Annotated in this window: 18 protein-coding genes; 12 read left to right on the top strand and 6 right to left on the bottom strand. The window is 56.3% G+C overall.

Annotation, left to right across the window (positions count from 1 at the left end; genetic code table 11):
- Nucleotides 1-24: 24 nt before the first annotated feature.
- Nucleotides 25-453, bottom strand: a complete 429-nt coding sequence (locus JYB85_RS18030) for an Lrp/AsnC family transcriptional regulator (protein WP_207321287.1) — start codon at nucleotides 451-453, stop codon at nucleotides 25-27.
- A gap of 162 nt (nucleotides 454-615) precedes the next feature.
- Here JYB85_RS18030 and yjeH point away from each other — a divergent pair, with 162 nt between their 5' ends.
- Nucleotides 616-1,872, top strand: a complete 1,257-nt coding sequence (yjeH, locus tag JYB85_RS18025; RefSeq protein WP_207380390.1) for an L-methionine/branched-chain amino acid transporter — start codon at nucleotides 616-618, stop codon at nucleotides 1,870-1,872.
- A 49-nt stretch (nucleotides 1,873-1,921) separates the two neighbouring features.
- Here the strand turns inward: yjeH and JYB85_RS18020 are convergent, their stop codons facing one another.
- Entirely contained in the window at nucleotides 1,922-2,530 is a 609-nt protein-coding gene (locus JYB85_RS18020) for an energy transducer TonB (protein WP_207380389.1), read from the bottom strand.
- 174 nt (nucleotides 2,531-2,704) lie between these two features.
- Here JYB85_RS18020 and JYB85_RS18015 point away from each other — a divergent pair, with 174 nt between their 5' ends.
- On the top strand, nucleotides 2,705-3,463 hold the full coding sequence (locus JYB85_RS18015) for a class I SAM-dependent methyltransferase (protein ID WP_228730153.1): 759 nt from the start codon (nucleotides 2,705-2,707) through the stop codon (nucleotides 3,461-3,463).
- 72 nt (nucleotides 3,464-3,535) lie between these two features.
- Here the strand turns inward: JYB85_RS18015 and JYB85_RS18010 are convergent, their stop codons facing one another.
- Complete coding sequence (locus tag JYB85_RS18010; RefSeq protein ID WP_207380388.1) at nucleotides 3,536-3,985, bottom strand: tellurite resistance TerB family protein; 450 nt, start codon at nucleotides 3,983-3,985, stop codon at nucleotides 3,536-3,538.
- A gap of 206 nt (nucleotides 3,986-4,191) precedes the next feature.
- On the opposite strand from JYB85_RS18010, the gene JYB85_RS18005 reads away from it, so the two are divergent.
- Nucleotides 4,192-4,899: a hypothetical protein gene (locus JYB85_RS18005; protein WP_207380387.1), complete on the top strand. Its 708-nt coding sequence runs from the start codon at nucleotides 4,192-4,194 to the stop codon at nucleotides 4,897-4,899.
- A gap of 126 nt (nucleotides 4,900-5,025) precedes the next feature.
- Here JYB85_RS18005 and JYB85_RS18000 read toward each other — a convergent pair whose 3' ends face one another.
- Together JYB85_RS18000 and JYB85_RS17995 are read right to left on the bottom strand one after the other, a co-directional pair.
- Nucleotides 5,026-5,334: a hypothetical protein gene (locus JYB85_RS18000; protein ID WP_207324952.1), complete on the bottom strand. Its 309-nt coding sequence runs from the start codon at nucleotides 5,332-5,334 to the stop codon at nucleotides 5,026-5,028.
- Nucleotides 5,335-5,403: 69 nt separating this feature from the next.
- Nucleotides 5,404-6,396, bottom strand: coding sequence for a LysR family transcriptional regulator (locus JYB85_RS17995; RefSeq protein WP_207380386.1), 993 nt, complete (start codon nucleotides 6,394-6,396; stop codon nucleotides 5,404-5,406).
- A gap of 104 nt (nucleotides 6,397-6,500) precedes the next feature.
- Between JYB85_RS17995 and JYB85_RS17990 the strand changes: the two genes are divergently transcribed.
- Nucleotides 6,501-7,703 carry a multidrug effflux MFS transporter gene (locus JYB85_RS17990; protein ID WP_207380385.1) on the top strand — a complete coding sequence of 401 codons (1,203 nt, stop codon included), beginning with the start codon at nucleotides 6,501-6,503 and terminating at the stop codon, nucleotides 7,701-7,703.
- 60 nt (nucleotides 7,704-7,763) lie between these two features.
- Here the strand turns inward: JYB85_RS17990 and JYB85_RS17985 are convergent, their stop codons facing one another.
- A complete protein-coding gene (locus tag JYB85_RS17985; protein WP_228730151.1) occupies nucleotides 7,764-8,582 on the bottom strand; it encodes a putative porin in 819 nt (272 codons plus the stop codon).
- Between the two features lie 171 nt (nucleotides 8,583-8,753).
- Between JYB85_RS17985 and JYB85_RS17980 the strand changes: the two genes are divergently transcribed.
- The 8 genes from JYB85_RS17980 (at nucleotide 8,754) to JYB85_RS17945 (ending at nucleotide 15,930) form a co-directional block, all read left to right on the top strand.
- Nucleotides 8,754-9,374 carry a tRNA-uridine aminocarboxypropyltransferase gene (locus JYB85_RS17980; protein WP_207380384.1) on the top strand — a complete coding sequence of 207 codons (621 nt, stop codon included), beginning with the start codon at nucleotides 8,754-8,756 and terminating at the stop codon, nucleotides 9,372-9,374.
- A gap of 84 nt (nucleotides 9,375-9,458) precedes the next feature.
- Entirely contained in the window at nucleotides 9,459-9,839 is a 381-nt protein-coding gene (locus JYB85_RS17975; RefSeq protein WP_207380383.1) for a hypothetical protein, read from the top strand.
- A complete protein-coding gene (locus JYB85_RS17970; RefSeq protein ID WP_207380382.1) occupies nucleotides 9,836-10,480 on the top strand; it encodes a class I SAM-dependent methyltransferase in 645 nt (214 codons plus the stop codon). Before JYB85_RS17975 ends, JYB85_RS17970 begins: the two co-directional genes overlap by 4 nt.
- Nucleotides 10,481-10,540: 60 nt before the next feature.
- Nucleotides 10,541-11,827 carry an amidohydrolase gene (locus JYB85_RS17965; RefSeq protein WP_207380381.1) on the top strand — a complete coding sequence of 429 codons (1,287 nt, stop codon included), beginning with the start codon at nucleotides 10,541-10,543 and terminating at the stop codon, nucleotides 11,825-11,827.
- 143 nt (nucleotides 11,828-11,970) lie between these two features.
- On the top strand, nucleotides 11,971-13,302 hold the full coding sequence (locus JYB85_RS17960) for a M16 family metallopeptidase (protein ID WP_207380380.1): 1,332 nt from the start codon (nucleotides 11,971-11,973) through the stop codon (nucleotides 13,300-13,302).
- Complete coding sequence (locus tag JYB85_RS17955) at nucleotides 13,299-14,735, top strand: M16 family metallopeptidase (RefSeq protein ID WP_207380379.1); 1,437 nt, start codon at nucleotides 13,299-13,301, stop codon at nucleotides 14,733-14,735. The genes JYB85_RS17960 and JYB85_RS17955 overlap by 4 nt, the downstream gene beginning before the upstream one ends.
- 132 nt (nucleotides 14,736-14,867) lie before the next feature.
- On the top strand, nucleotides 14,868-15,443 hold the full coding sequence (locus JYB85_RS17950) for a hypothetical protein (RefSeq protein ID WP_228290832.1): 576 nt from the start codon (nucleotides 14,868-14,870) through the stop codon (nucleotides 15,441-15,443).
- Nucleotides 15,403-15,930, top strand: a complete 528-nt coding sequence (locus JYB85_RS17945; protein ID WP_207380378.1) for a hypothetical protein — start codon at nucleotides 15,403-15,405, stop codon at nucleotides 15,928-15,930. Before JYB85_RS17950 ends, JYB85_RS17945 begins: the two co-directional genes overlap by 41 nt.
- Nucleotides 15,931-16,202: the final 272 nt, after the last annotated feature.

Here is a 16,202-nt window from a genome sequence, read left to right as displayed (position 1 = left end):
GCCAGCGTAAAAATGCGAGCCGCTTCAACCCTGGTTGTTAATCCACTCGCTCATGACCACATGGGTCTTGATTTTCACTATGTCTATGTGGGTGTCTATGTATTCGCGGATCTCATGCAAACGGCGCATCGAGGGGGCGTGGACATAGACCAACAGATCCATGTCACCGGAGATGCCTCGGCAGGTGATCACCTCGGGGATGGCCTGAAACACATGCACCACATCTGCACAGCGGGGGCATTTGTGCTGGATCTCGAAATAGGCCGACACCCCTTCCTTTTGGGATTCGCTCAGCAGTACCTGATAACCGCGGATAACGCCACTTTGCTCCAGCTTCTTGATCCGCTCGGCCACGGCGCTGCGGGACAGATTGACCTGCTCGGCGATGGCAGACACGCTCTGGCGGGCATCCTGGCGCAGGGCATTGATGATGGCTTGATCGAATTTGTCCAACTTGAACTCCGTTGATTTACAGCACACCGACATTTTGCCGGCATTTTAGCTGAAAACCGGCAAATTGTCGGTATTGTGTGTGACTCTGGCGGAAAAGGGCGGCAGATTGGCGGAGGCCTTGGGACTATACTTTTGCCATTCAGAGCCGGGGTAATTTAGCAGATGGAACAGATTAGCGGAACTATAGGACGTTGGCAGGGCGCGGGCCTGATGGCCACCACTTTGCTGGGCACTGGGGTGTTTATCTTGCCGCAGATGACGCTGGAGCTGGCGGGCAGCGGTGCCCTGTTGGCCTGGATCCTGCTGACCCTGGCCATTATTCCCGTCACCTTGGTGTTCGGACGCCTGGCGAGTCGCTTCCCCCATGCGGCGGGACCGGCCTTCTTCGTGGAAAAAGCCTTTGGCCGTACCCTGGGGCGAACCATAGGGCTGATCTTTTTGCTGGTGGTGCCCATGGGAGCACCGGCCGCGATCCTGATGACCTTCCAGTTTGTTAACGCCCTGATCCCCCTGGTGGGTTGGGGCCTGTTGCTGGCGCAGTTGCTGGTGATCTTCGGTCTGTGGCTCGCCAACCTCAAGGGCCTGCACCTGTCGGCCAAGGCCCAATTTGGTTTGACCCTGGGCATAGTGACAGTGGTGTTGGCGCTGTTGTCAGCCTTCGGGGTGCAAGGTGGCCAGGTTGAACTGACCTTGCCCGAGCTGAGCCTGGCGACGTCCCCCGTTATGGCGGCGGCCGGCATTGCCTTCTGGAGCTTTCTTGGGGTTGAGGCCATGACCCATCTGGCCAATGATTTTCGCGAACCACAAAAGGATATGATCCCGGCGATGATGTTGGGCACAGTGCTGGTGGGCCTTATCTACGTGGTGTGTACCGCCCTGTTGATGCTGGTGCCAAGCGAGGCCCCCGTGGCCATGATGGGGGTGTTCGATACCCTGCTGGGTGGTGGTGGCGCTAAAATTATCGGTATCTTGGGCATTGCCTCTGGCCTGGCGACGGTAAACGTCTATTCCGGCAGCGCCGCCCGCCTGCTGTGGAGCTTCAGCCGTGAGGGCATTACGCCGCGCTGGTTCGGTAAGCTTAACAGCCATGGGGTGCCGGTGCGGGCGCTGACCGGGATCCTCGGGCTGATGGCTCTGGTGCTTAGCCTGTGTTTCCTGTTTGGTCAGGAGCTGGAGCACCTTATTGCCTGGAGCAACGGCGTGTTCGTCATCATCTATCTGCTGTCGATGTTGGCGGCCTGGCGCCTGCTGGGGAGGGAATGTCGTCCCTGGATAATCCTGGGACTGCTATTCTGTTTTGGTATGGCGGCGGCCCTGGGTGAGCGCATGGCCTATGCCCTGATGCTGGTGGCCATAGTGGCGCCGATACTCTGGTGGCAAAAGTCCCACCTGGCCAAGATCCCGGCCAGTCAGGGCTGATTCAGGGCTGATAAGGAAGGGCACAGGTGACACCTGTGCCCCTTTTGCTTCAGTTTTTCTTGTCGAGGGTGAAGTCCAAACGCACCTGCTGATTGGGGGCCGCGACCGCCTTGCCGGCTTCCAATCTCGGCTTGTACTTCCATTTTTTTACCGCGGCCAGGGCCGACTTGTCGAAGATGCGGCGGGGATTGGCGTCCGCCACCTGTACATTGGTCACGGCGCCGTTGGCCTGGACATCAAAGCGTACAATCACATAACCTTCGATGCCATTCTGGGCCGCATCTATCGGGTATTGGGGCTCAATTTGTACCACGGGCATCACCTCGTAATCCGAGGTGCCGCCGGGACCATTGTCAATTACGGGTGGTTGCGGCAGCTCGGTAATTGTTGGAGTTTCAATTGTCCCATTTGGCGTGCCTGCTACAGGCGTGGTCACTCTGGGGGGGCTGATCATCTCCGGCGGTTTTGGCAACTCGCGGTTGGTTTTGGGCGGGAGCTCAACTATGGTCTGGGTGATTTCTATCGTTGGTGTCGTTACAGTAGTTGGTGGCGCCATGGGCGGCTGATAAATCAACCGCGCCATAAAGGCAAACAGCGCCAGGGTAATTAACGCGCCCATCGCTGTGATGGAAGTTTTTTGTACCAGCATATTGTTCATGGTGTTCCCCTTCCTTAATTAACTCTTCCCTGATAGAGCTAGCAGCAAAGTGTGACCGACGACAAACATTTTCTTACATTTATTCCCAATAAATGCAAAAACTTACAATACAAAAACGGTTACGTTACTGTTTGTTTACTTATTTGGATCTAAAAATTAACTAATGGGGCAAATATGAAACACAAGTGGTTGTTGGGAATTTGTGTGCTGACCAAGCTGCTGCTGATGCAGGCCCAGGCAGCAGAAAATGTTGATGCAATTGACTCGGCCATCGCCGCCAGCGAAAGACCGGCAACGGACAGGGCTAAAGATGCCAACCGTCATCCCCAGGAAATACTGCACTTTTTCGAGGTGCGGCCGGGACAACAGATATTGGATTTGTTTTCCGGAGGCGGTTACTACACGGAACTACTGGCCCGGACTGTGGGGCCCAGGGGCAAAGTTGTTGCCCACAATAACCAGGCTTACCTGCCCTTTGCCGCCGAAGACCTGAAACGTCGCAGCTACAGCGAGCGTTTGCCGAATGTGGAGTCGCTGATTGCCGAGGCCAACGACCTGAATTTTGCCGATGCCAGTTTCGACCGCATTTTCTTCGTGCTTGGCTTCCATGACACCTATTTCCATGATGACAGCTGGCCGGCCATAGACGTGGATCGCCTGACCGCCCTGTTTTACCGGGCTCTCAAGGCCGATGGTTACGTGGCCATCATAGACCATGCCACAGTGCCGGGAGCGGATGTCAGCAGTGCTGAAAAGCTGCACCGCATCGATCGCAGTGAGGTGATCCGTCGCATGGAACAGGCGGGTTTCAAACTGCTGGACAGCACTGCCGTGCTGGAGAATCCGGACGATCCATTGACCCTGTCCGTGTTCGATCCTTCGGTCCGAGGCAAAACCAGTCGTTTTGTGCTGAAATTCGGCCGAGGTCATTGAGGTTTTGGATGCTATTAGGGGCCGGCTGAGGCTGGCCAGGCTCCCTTGCCCTGAAACAAAGACGCAGGAGCGCTATTCGCCGGTTTCGGCCAGCACGCGGTTACGCAGCTGAATCACTTCACTGTGCCTGAGGTGGAGCAAATCGGCGCTTTTACGGATGATTTGCTCTTCATAACGACACAGTTTTCCATCTGCGAACGCCAGGCGCCACATGGCCAGCAGCAGGGCCTGTTTCTGCTGCAGATCGAACCTGTGGTTGAGCTTATCGGTAAATTCAAATAACGAGGTGGCGCTCTGATGGTGCAACTTGGCGTCCGCAATCAGTTGGTTGGCTGCTGTTTCATTTATCTCCAGCAGTTCCATCAGCAACTCGGGCAAGAGCCGGGATTCTGTCTGCGATAACTCGTCATCGGCCAGCACCACTTCCACCAACATGACGGCCGCGGCCAACCCAATGTCCTCTTCCGGTTGCCCGGCCTGTTGCCATTTGGCGTTAAGCAGATTTTTCAATGCGGCTATCATGCTCGGCTCTCCTGGATCTCTGGCCACTGCAATTGCCAAATCAAGGCGATTTTTGCAGCGCTTTTGCGCCCGGTCACAGCATTAGTGCTGTGCATCGGGGCGTGATATTGGGTATTCTTAGGGCCACTATAACATTGGGTCACTGCCTGCATCGACCGTTACAGGCTCGGCGCCGGATTTCTTGTTCATCAGTCATTGGAACGCACATGTCACTTTCTGCCATTTTGAGTGAAGCCTATTATTTTTTCCGCAATCATCTGGGCCAATTGGCCGTTCTGACCATGCCGTTGTTGTTACTACAGGTTGGGATCCAGGCCTGGCTTGGCCATGAACTGGCCATTGCCGACGCCACTGATCCCCAGTTCGGTGCGCCCCACTTTATCGCCGTGATGGTGCTGCTGGTCATTTTTTCTATCTTGATTGCTGCCCTGACGCTATTCCTGCAATTGCGCTCCGATGGCCATGAACTCAGCAGCGGTGCCGTGTTGAAGGCCAGCTTGCCCTTTGTGCCGCCCCTGCTGCTGGCCGCCGTGTTTTCAGGCATGGCAATTGTGGCGCCTGTGATGCTGTTTGCGGCCTTTGGCCCCTTCTGGATCATTGGCCTGTCCATCAGCTTCTACCTGTTTGCCCGTTTGGCCTATGTGAATTTTATGGTTGTGGTGGAGCACATTACACCGCTTGAGGCCATCAAGAGCAGCTTTGTGTTCAGTGGCCCCATCGCCTTCAGAACCATGGTGTTGCTGCTGCTCTATATCCCGCTGTCGCTTGTGGGGGGCACTCTGGCCCAGGCCGCCCAGTTGGTGGGCCTGACGTTGCAAATCCTGGTGGAAACCCTGTTTGCCTTTATCGGCCTGTTCGTTAACGTTGCCCTGTATCGTTTATACATGGTGCAACGGCAGCAACAGGCCGGCTGATGTCACACCCGACTCGGTAACGGGGCCATTTGGCCCCGTTTTGCTTTGGGCAAAAAAAAAGGCCCTGGAGAGGGCCAAGTGCTGCTGTTGTCATTGAGCGCTGGGGACGACAGCGCTCATCGAGGCTCAGTCAGCCGGGTCATGGTCAAAGGTGCGGCCCTGATGGGGCCTGGGTTGGAAACTGTCGTCAAATCGAAAACGCCCGAATGCGCTGCCATCATGGCTTGCTTGTCTGGCTGCCAATTTACCTTTCAGCCATTGTCTGCCGAAGGTGGCCAGCACCAGGGTGCTGATAGCCGCAGCAAGAAACAGCAAGGGCAAGAGGATCAATCCCAGCGCCAGTACCGCGATACCTGCGGCAAACATCAACAGACCGCGAGCACCGGCAAAGCGGTTGGCAAAGGGTTGATGGGCTTGGAACTGGCTGTAGATCATGGCGTTTTCCTGTATTGAACTGAGGCTTCAGTCTGCACCCCTTTGTGCCGCTGATCACGTGAATTATGGTTAATCTGAATTTAATCCGGCAGCGGGAGTTGCAGGCTGACCGAAGGCTCCGCTGACGCTTTGGCAGATAATGTCGCGGATCCATTGATGGCCGGGATCGGCATTGTTGCGCTGGTGCCACAGCAGCACATAGGCGAGGGGGATAAAGTCGAATGGCAGCGGCAATATAACCAGCGGATACAGCTTAATGGCGTGGCGGGCAAAGCTTTCCGGCAGGGTAAAGACCAGATCCGTATGGGCGCAAACGCTGGCCGCGCCGTAAAAGTCCGGTACCGTGGTGCACAGGCTGCGCTGCCGGCCCATCTCCGCCAGGTGATAATCCAGTGCCCACCAGTCGCTGCCCTCACAGCGAACCTGCACATGCTGCACCCCCAGGTAGGCGTCTATATTCCATGCACCGGCCTGATGTAGTGCCAGCAGCGGATGGCCCTGGCGCACCAGGCACACCTGGCTGTCGGTAAACAAGGTTTGGTGACAAATGCCCTCGGGCAAGTTGTCGATATGGAAATTGGACTGGGGCTGAAGATCGATACCATCTATGCCAAAGTCAATTTGCCCCAGTTGCAGGTCGCTGATGGACTTTTCGCTCCACATATAGGAGTTGATGCGCAGGTTCGGCGCCTGGGCCAGCAGCGGACCGATAAACCCCGGGATCAGGGTTTCATAGGCACTTTCTACCATGGCAAAGCTGAAGCTGCGGTTGCTGCTTGCGGGGTCAAAGCCGGGCGGCAGGGTCAATTGGTACACCTCCTGTAACAGGGGCGGCAATTTCTGTCCCAGCATCAGCGCATGGGCCGAGGGCTTGAGGCCGTGGGCGGTGCGGGAAAACAAGGGGTCGCCCAGGGTTTCCCTGAGTCGACTCAGGCTCTTGCTCAGTGCCGACTGGCTGACATTGAGCCTGGCGGCTGCCCGGGTCACGCTTTGCTCTTCCAACAGCACCTGTAAGATCACCAAGAGGTTGAGATCCAAGCGCGCCAACTTATCCAAATGCATGAGATATTCCTATATGGAAATTTGCTTTGGATTATATACCATTTCTATTCATACCATGGGTGCGGGTAACATGGGCCCATATTATCGCGGATTGTAGTTGGAAAATGCCTGTCAAGTTGCTGCCTATTTTGATGTCCCTGGTGCTGCTGAGCCCCCTGGCCATAGATATTTATCTGCCCTCCATACCCACTATGGCGCGGGACTTCAGTGTCAGCTCCGGCGCAGTGCAATCCACCCTGGTACTGTTTTTGTTCGCCATGGGCGTGGGACAAATACTCATAGGTCCGCTGGCGGATCGTTTTGGTCGCAGGCCCGTGGCCCTGTTCGGCATCTTGCTGTACGTGGCCAGCAGCTTGTTGGCGGCGGCAGCCCTTGAGTTTGAATGGTTGCAATTGGCCCGCCTGCTTCAGGGCCTGGCGGCCTGCTCTACCTCAATAGTGGCCTTCAGCGCGGTGCGCGACTGCTTCAGTCCCGCCGAAGGGGCGCGCATTTACAGTTATCTCAATGGCGCCATCTGTGTGGTACCGGCCCTGGCCCCTACCCTGGGTGGCCTGTTGGCACTGCAATTTGGCTGGCGCTCCACCTTCGCCTTTATGGCGCTCTATGGCCTGTTGATGCTGCTGGTGGTGGGATATCGCCTACCTGAAACCCGTCCGGCCAACACCGACAGTCAGGGGCGACTCTACAGCTGGGCCAGGTACAAGCCGGTATTGGCCAACAGTCACTTCATGTTTTACGCCCTGACCTGCATGGCGGCCATGGCGGCTATTCTCAGCTATGTGTCCTATTCGCCGGTATGGCTGATTGGCAAACTGGGGGTATCCGAACTGACCTTCTCCGGGCTGTTTGGTCTCAATGCCCTGGTCAACGTCATTGCCTGCTTTGCGGCGCCGGTAGTGACCAAACGTCTGGGTAACAGGCCAACGGTCATTGTCGCCCTGTGGCTGATGATCCTGGCCGCGCTGCTGGAGCTGGTGCTGCAGTTGCCTGCCTGGTCCGGTCCCTTGGCGGCCTCATTTGCCTTTATGCTGCCCATGATGCTGCTGTGTGTTGGCTTTGCTCTCTTGCTTGGACCGGCCACCAGTATGGCGCTGGCGCCTTTTGGTGAGCGGGCCGGCACGGCCACGGCCATGTTGGGCTTTATCCAGATGAGCGGGGCTTCGGTGATAGCTGCCCTGGTGCAGTTGACACCGATGCCGGCGCCGTTGGCGCTGGGATTGCCCATGGGGACCATGGCATTTTTACTGCTGGGGGTGATGGGAATGAAACATCTCAGCCATTGGCACAGGGAACCGGTCATCGACTGAGAATGATATCAGCCCAGAAGCCAGCTTCTGGGCTGATGTAGTTGGTTTCGTTAAACCAAATTAGAAACGACCGTTTAGGCCCATGTTGGCAAACATGCCGTCGCCATCGGGTTCAATCGTCTTGGCCAAGGCAAAGGTCAGGGATATGTTGTCGCTCAGACGCAACCAGTAGGCGGTTTGCAGTCCGTAGTTGTCGTAGCCGTCCTCGTCAATGCTGTAATGGCCACCGATGGACCAAGCGCGGGTCAGGTACCAATCGGCGTTCAAATTGAGCGTGCTATTGGAAGCATCAAAATACCGGCTGTTGAAACGGCTATGGTTCAGGTTCAATTGCAGATCTACACCGGCAGTGCTTTGCATTTTGATAAAGCTGCGAATTCCAAGACCATAACTATCCACACTTACACCTGAAATTGCCTGGTTTGAATCACTTTCCCGGCGACTGTAAGAAGCAAAAGCCGCCGAATGGTCGTTGAAATAGTAGCCGCCACCCAAACTGTAGGCATGGGTGTCGAAACTGGCGAAATCAGAGCCGAATTCAACCTTGTCGTAACCTGCCTGCAGGAACCACTTGTTGCCGAACACGTACTGACCATCGAGATGATAGGCATCAAGATCGGCATCGTCTACGGTCGTATAGCCGGCACCAAGGTTGGAGGTCTGGGCCAAAAAGCCGCTGAGGGCGTAGGGTTGCTGTTCCTGGGAGACCGGAGAAGCGTAGAACCTGTAGCCCAGATTCCAGCTGCCATCGCCGAAGTCGTCGGTATTGGAGCCATAACTCACAGACGCTTCATGTTGGAAGGGCACATCTGCGGCCGCATAAGACAGGCCAGATGCCAGCATCATGGCCAGGGCAAGTGGGATTTGTTTATTTGTCATGTTACTTTCCTTGTTAATTTGCATAGCTGCACAAGAAATCAGTTACCGTATATTGCTCAGTAACTTGCACTTCCTTGTCGCGCGGCCACTATAGCAGCTTACCCAGGCTTGGCAATTGGTAGCCAGGCTGGGTTAAACTTTGGTTACAAAGTTCAAGATTGGAATACGGCCTTGTCCCGGGAATATTGTCCCAAGTGTGGTTATCCCCTGGCGGTCTGTCTCTGTGCCGCCATCAGCCCAATGGCTTGTGATGTGGATATCTGGGTGTTGCAGCATCCGGATGAGGCGTCCCATGCCAAAAACACCGCCCGTTTGTTGCCCCTGGTGTTGCCGCAAACCCGGATCCTCTGTGGCGAATCCGCGGCGGATTTTGCCGGTGTGCAGGCCGAACTCACTGCCCGCGTCGGCCCCCTGTATCTGGTGTACCCGCAAGATGAGACTTCCGAGCCTGACATCGCACCATGCTCTGCGGGTGCCGGACAATCGGGCGGCAGACCTTTGCTGCTGCTTATCGATGCCACCTGGCGCAAGGCATTGAAGATGTACCATCTCAATCCCTGGCTCCATGGCTTGCCGAGGCTGAGTTTCCTGCCACAAACCGGTTCCGACTACAGGATCCGCAAGGCCGGTCGCAGTGATAGCCTATCGACCCTGGAAGCTGTGGCCCATAGTCTGCAATGCCTGCACCCCGGGCTGGATGTGGCGCCTTTGCTCGCCGCACAAGCAGCCATGGTGACCAAGCGTCTGGCGGCCATGCCGGCGCAGGTACGGGCCCGCTACCGGGAGAGCTAACTGGACCGAGTCCTCTGTGGCTGAGGTTGCCTAAAAAGCCAGGGGCGGTGACAATAAACCCCAGTCTCCAACGGAGGGAACACCATGAAATTCCTATTCACTCTGGTATTGATGCTCGCTTGTGCAGCCACTGCGACGTTTGCGGCTGACGACACTAAACCCAGGTTGGTCATGAAGGCGGAAAAGGCCCATGAACAGCAGCTGGTGACCGAGGCCGAGCAGTTGCAGAAGGCCAAGGCCGCCGCGGCCGCCACCGAGGCCCGCGAGCAAAAGTTGCTTGAGCAACAACAGCATGGTGACTGGGAAGACAGCCAGCGCCAAAAGGCTGTTCAGCAATTCAGCGAACGGGAACTCAGGGAGCAGAAGTACCTCAAACAGGCCCGGGATGCAGCCAAGCAGGAGCGCAAAATCGCTGAGCAGGAGCCAGAAAAGCTTCTGCAAGAGAGACAGAAACCCAAGCCATGAGTGCCTTTTCCTGTGCCCTTTGTGGCGGAACATCCTTATACCTGTTCGCAGAGGACAGGCGTCGTCCCTATTTTCGCTGCCGCGAATGCGCCCTGGTGCAGGTACCTGAACCCTTCTATTTGTCGGCGGCCGCTGAAAAGGCCGAGTACGACAAACACGATAACGGTGCCGATACCCCGGGTTACCGCAGCTTCCTTTCACGTACCCTGATACCTGTGCTGGCGCGTTTGACTCAGGGCGCCGAAGGGCTGGATTTCGGCTGCGGCGCCGGCGCTATACTCTCCAGGATGGCCGCCGAGCAGGGCTTTCAGTTTGCCAACTACGATCTCTATTATTATCCCGATAAAGCGGCGCTCGACAGGCGCTACGACTGCGTGACTCTGACCGAAGTGATAGAGCATGTGGCCGATGCCGCTGGCCTGATGCGTCAATTGCAGCAACTGCTTAAGCCAGGCGGTCTGTTGGCCGTCATGACCAAGAGGGTATTGAACGCCGAGGCCTTTGGCCGCTGGCATTACAAGAATGACCCCACCCATATCAATTTTTACTCCGATGAAACCTTCTCCTGGCTGGCGGCGGAACTGGGTTGGCAACTGGAGCTGGTGGACAAGGATGTGGTGTTTTTCCGACTGCCGGATTAACAACCGGCCCACAGGAGTGTAGCTTAGGGCCTCCAGATACCAATAAAAAAGGAATTCCCCATGCGCCGCTCCCTCTTGTCTCTGGCCTTGGCCAGCGCTTGTCTGACTTTACCTGCCTTGGCCGCTACTCAGGCCGATTTCGCCGCCGAGGTGACGGCCAGGGTAATTGACTGGCGCCGCGATCTGCACCAGCATCCCGAGTTGTCCAACCGCGAATTCCGTACCGCCAAGTTGGTGGCTGAACACCTGAAATCTTTGGGGATGGAGGTGCAGACGGGCATGGCGCACACCGGGGTTGTCGGACTGCTGAAGGGGGCCAAGCCCGGTCCTCTGATTGCCCTGCGAGCGGACATGGATGCATTGCCTGTCACCGAAAAAGTCGATCTCCCTTTTGCATCCAAGGCTACGGACTCCTATCGGGGCCAGACCGTGGGCGTGATGCATGCCTGCGGTCATGACACCCATGTGGCCATGTTGATGGGGGTGGCCGAGCGTTTGGCCGCGCTGCGCAATGACCTTGCCGGTGAGGTGATGTTTGTGTTCCAGCCCGCCGAGGAAGGCGCACCGGCCGGGGAGGAGGGCGGTGCCGAGCTGCTGTTGAAGCAGGGGCTGTTCAAGGATCGTAAACCCCAGGCGGTGTTCGGTATGCATGTGACCTCCAACCTGCCTGCGGGCACCATAGGTGTGCGCCCGGGCTCGGCCATGGCCAGCGAAGATTCCTTCAGCATCAAGATCAAGGGGCGTCAGACCCACGGCTCCAGACCCTGGAATGGGGTCGACCCCATAGTGGCGGCGGCCCAGGTGATCAACAGCGTCCAGACCATAGTCAGTCGTCGGGTGGATGTTACCAAGGCTCCGGCCGTGGTCAGTTTCGGTGCCATCAATGGTGGCATTCGCTCCAATATCATCCCAGATGAAGTGGAATTGATTGGCACCATTCGCAGCTTTGATCAGGACATGCGGGCCCATATCAAAACCCTGCTGGCAGATACGGCCGCCAGCAGTGCCCAGGCCCAGGGTGCCAGCGCCGAAACCAGCATAGAGCAGGGGTACCCTGTGTTGGTGAACGATCCTACCTTGGTGGCCAATATGCGCCCGGTGCTCGCGTCTGTGGTGGGCAAGGACAAGCTGGTGGAGCCGGGGCTTATTACCGGTGCCGAGGACTTTGCCTTCTATGCCCAGCAAACCCCGGGCATGTTTTTCTTCCTGGGGATCACCCCGCCGGGTAAGGACCCGGCCCAGGTGGCCAGCAACCATTCACCGCAATTCTTTGTCGATGAGTCGGCGCTTGGAACCGGCGTCGAAGCCATGACCTCGGTGGCTCTGAAGGCCCTGAATACGCTGTAATTATTGTCCTGATTACCGGCTTTTCGCCGGTATAACCTGAGGTTACAAATTCGCTCCCCTGTTCGGCTTGTGTTGCCGGCGGGGATTGCGTCTAATAACGTGTTTAACTATTTGATAACTATTCGCCAAGGAGCAGGATGCCAATGAAGCGCACACTGTCAGCCCTGGTGCTTGCCATGGGGCTGATGACAGTCCAGGGACAGAGCCAGGCCACCACTGTTGCCGATATCCAGGAATTTACCCTGAATAACGGTATGAAAATCATGGTATTGGAGGACTCCTCCATACCCAATGCCAACATGTATCTGTTCTGGAAGGTGGGTTCCCGCAACGAGGCTCCGGGGATCACTGGGATCTCCCACTTTTTTGAGCACATGATGTTCAACGGTGCCAAAAAGTACGGTCCGAAGATGTTCGACCGCACCATGGAAGCCGCCGGTGGCGCCAATAATGCCTACACCACGGAAAACACTACTGTTTATACCGACTGGTTCCCCAGCTCGGCCCTGGAAACCATTTTCGATCTCGAAGCCGATCGCATTGCCAATCTGGATATCAACGCCAAGATGGTTGAGAGCGAGCGTGGTGTGGTGGCGTCCGAACGTACCACGGGACTGGAAAACTCCAACTGGCGCACCCTGATGGAAGAGCTGAAAGGTGCCGCCTTCCGTGCTCATCCCTACAGCTGGCCCGTCATAGGCCACGAGTCGGATATTGCCGCCTGGACCCTGGACGACCTGGTGCAATATCACAAGACCTATTATGCCCCCAACAATGCCGTGGTGGTGGTGGCCGGTGACGTCAAGCTGGCCGAAGTTAAGGCCCTGGCCGACAAGTATTTCGCACCGATCCCGGCCCAGGCCCCACCTCGGGCCATCAAGACGGTGGAGCCCGAGCAAAAGGGTGAGCGTAGGGTCTATGTGCAGAAGGCCTCTGTGACCAGCCCCAATGTGATGATGGCTTACCATGTACCGGCTACCCGTCATGAAGACTATTACGCGTTGGATCTGCTGGCCTCGATTTTGAGCCAGGGCAACAGCTCGCGCCTGTACCAGGCTTTGGTGGATAAAGAGCTGGCGCTGGAAGTGGACACCTATTTCCCCATGTCCTTTGACCCCAATCTGTATTACCTCATGGGTGTCGCGGCGCCGGGTGTCAGTGCCGACCAGCTGGAAAAGGCGCTGATTGCCGAGACCAACAGGATTGCCGCCGAAGGTGTGACTCAGGAAGAGTTGGAAAAAGCCAAAAACATCAAGTTGATGGATTTTTATCGCACCATGGAAACCATAGATGGCAAGGCCAATACCCTGGGCACCTATGAACTGTTCTTTGGCAGCTTCGACAAGTTGTTCAGTGCTCCTGATGCCTACAACAAGGTGACCACGGCCGACATTCAACGTGTGGTGCAGACCTATCTGAAGCGCGCCAATCGTACCGTTGCCATTTTGGATGCCACCGAGGAGACAGATAAATGAAGTTGAGCAAGTTAAAACTCGTGGTGGCGATGGCGACTGTGATGACCCTGGGTGCCTGTGCCATGACCCAAGGCACTGGCGTCGCCACTCAAAATAACAGCCCTGCCAAGGGCTTCGTGGTGCCCGCTTACGAAAGACTGACACTGGACAACGGTCTGACCCTGTTCCTGATGCCTCAAAAGGAAGTGCCGTTGATCACTGTCAACGCCGTGGTCCGTGCCGGCAGTGTCAATGACAGTACCGCGGGCATAGCCTCCATGACGGCCCAGGGATTGCTTTTGGGTGCCGCGGGCAGCTCAAAGTCCGAGTTGGAGCAGACGGTGGATTTCCTCGGCGCCAGCTTAAGTGCCGATGCCGGCAAGGAAGGCAGCGTACTGGCGGCGGATTTCATGGCCAAGGACACAGAGGTCATGCTGCCGTTGTTTGCCAACGTGTTGATGCGCCCCGATTTCAATAGCGATGAGTTTGCCAAGCTGCAGCAGCGGGAGATTGCCGGTCTGAGCCAGGCCAAGGAAAGCCCCCGCGCCGTGATTGGCCGTTACTTCGACAAATTGGTATTTGGCCAGCATCCCTACGGTAACGCCGGTTCGGGCACCCGGGAATCCCTGGCCACCCTCAACGCGGATGCACTGCGGGCATTCCATGCCAACTATTACCTGCCGGGTAACACCGCCATCAGCGTGGTTGGTGACTTTGACCCTGCCTCCATGAAGCAGCGACTCCAAGCTCTGTTTGGCGGTTGGCACAAGGTGGAAGGCCCCAAACAGCCGGACCTCAAGGCAGGACTGCCCAAGCTCGACAAGAGCCGGGTGCTGCTGGTGGACAAGGGCGATGCCATAGAGACAACCTTCCTTATCGGCAGTCTGGGGATCAGCCGCGACAACCCCGACTATGTGGGGCTGAGCGTGGTCAACACCATACTCGGTGGCCGCTTTACCTCCTGGCTCAATGACGAGCTCAGGGTCAATGCCGGTCTGACCTATGGCGCCCACTCGGGCTTTGTGCCCTACAGCAGTGCCGGTTTGTTCCAAATCAGTACCTTTACCAAGATGGCCACCACTGAGCAGGCCATAGATCTGGCGCTCAAGACTTACGCCAGACTGTGGGAGCAGGGAATAGACAAGGCAACCCTGGATTCGGCCAAGGCCTATGTCAAAGGCCAGTTCCCGCCCAAGTTCGAGACCGCGGGGCAGCTGGCGGGTCTGCTGTCGGACATGTACCTCTACGGCTTTGATGACAGCTTCATCAATGAATTCCAGCAGCGGGTTGATGGCCTGACTCTGGCGGAGGCTCAGCGTCTGGTGGCGAGCTATTTCCCCCGTGAAAATCTGCAATTTGTGCTGATCGGCAATGCCGCTGAAATAGCACCGATTGCGGCCAAGTACGGTGAGGTCATCAAGGTCAATATCCAGGATGTGGGTTTCGGCAACTGAGCCAAAGCTTAGTTATCAGCCAAAGGCCTGCAATTGCAGGCCTTTTTCTTTATCGACTGCTGGCTGTGGGGATCTGTTCTACACTTTATTCCAGGTTTGGCGCAGTCGCCGCAAGAGCTGAAAGGACGGGCTATGACAATGGCAGATCAGAGCAACATGGAAGAAGGAATGTCGGTAGATATGTTGGAGCGGGCGCTGCTGGGTCAGGCCAACTGGGTGCATGTGCAGGAGACAGTCAAGTTGCTGTTGCTGTCCATGGCCCAAATAGAACTGACCCTGACCGACGGTGACTACAATGTTACCGGTCTGGGGCAGCAGTTTACCGATATGGCCTCCCACTTGCGCCAGGTTAATCTGCATTTGGCACAGCAGCCGGACACCCCAACTGACATTATCCGCCATGGCATCTCCCTGGAAACCGAAATCGATAAGGGAGTGGTGGCCTTCCAGTTTTACGACCGCCTGTCACAGCGGCTGCAACACGTGGTGACCGGGCTGGCACTGACGGAGGAACTGCTCTGCGATGAAGAACAAAGGCTCAGGGTTGAGGCATGGGAAAAAATACAGCAGCAGATAAAAACCACTTACTCTCTTGAATGTGAAAGAAAAATGTTCGATCTTGTGCTGCAGGGCACTCCACTTCATGAAGCCTTGGCACTCTATCGGGATGAACACCTTTACCGTAAAGACGATATCGAACTCTTTTAGCGCCCTGCTATTGTTCGGCTGTGCGCCGCTGCTGGCGGCGCCAGCTTCCTTTGGCGACTTCTGTCGCACCCTTGCCGGTCACTGGCAGGGGCCCTCCGCCCAAGCCCAGGAAACCCCAAAGACAGTTACCACAGAGGTACTTTGCTCCGCCGATGGTCGCCAGTTGGTGATTTCGGTCAGCGAAGCGGCCCGTCACAGCTTCAGTGAGACCTGGTGGTTCAGGTTACAGCAGGAAGAACAGATCTGGCTGACCTATTACGATGGCGTCGGCGAGGACAAACGTCAGCGCTTCAGCCTCTATCGCCGCGGAGATGGTTACTCGTTACTGGGAGAGGGCAAGCTGGACGACAGACCGGCGCTGATCCAACTCTTGTTTGAACCCAAAGGTCAGGGCTGGCAGTGGCTGCAACAATCACAATTCCTCGACGACGACGCCGAGCAGTACCGGTTTTACCGGGGGATTTCGCTGCAACCCGTGAAGCGCTGAGTAAGAGGGCGTCCGGGTACTCTGTTGGTATTTGAAATGCTCATCGCTATTCGGTTGAGGCTTGGTAGCCAAAGTTATTGCCCATCATCTGCGTACTGGCACTTCTCAAGATGTATTTTTTCACTCTCCTGACACCTACTCAGCAAATAATTTTCATGTATTAGCAATTTCTTAAGTTGTGGTCATATAGATGATTTCTGTCCAAACATTTTACAAGTCAGCATCCTTCGATTAGCATTTTGCGCAATTTATGGATTTTCGCTTAAGGACAA

This window comes from Shewanella sedimentimangrovi (assembly GCF_017354965.1).
Taxonomy (GTDB): Bacteria; Pseudomonadota; Gammaproteobacteria; order Enterobacterales; family Shewanellaceae; genus Shewanella; species Shewanella cyperi.
This window is presented reverse-complemented; position numbering and strand designations above follow the sequence as displayed.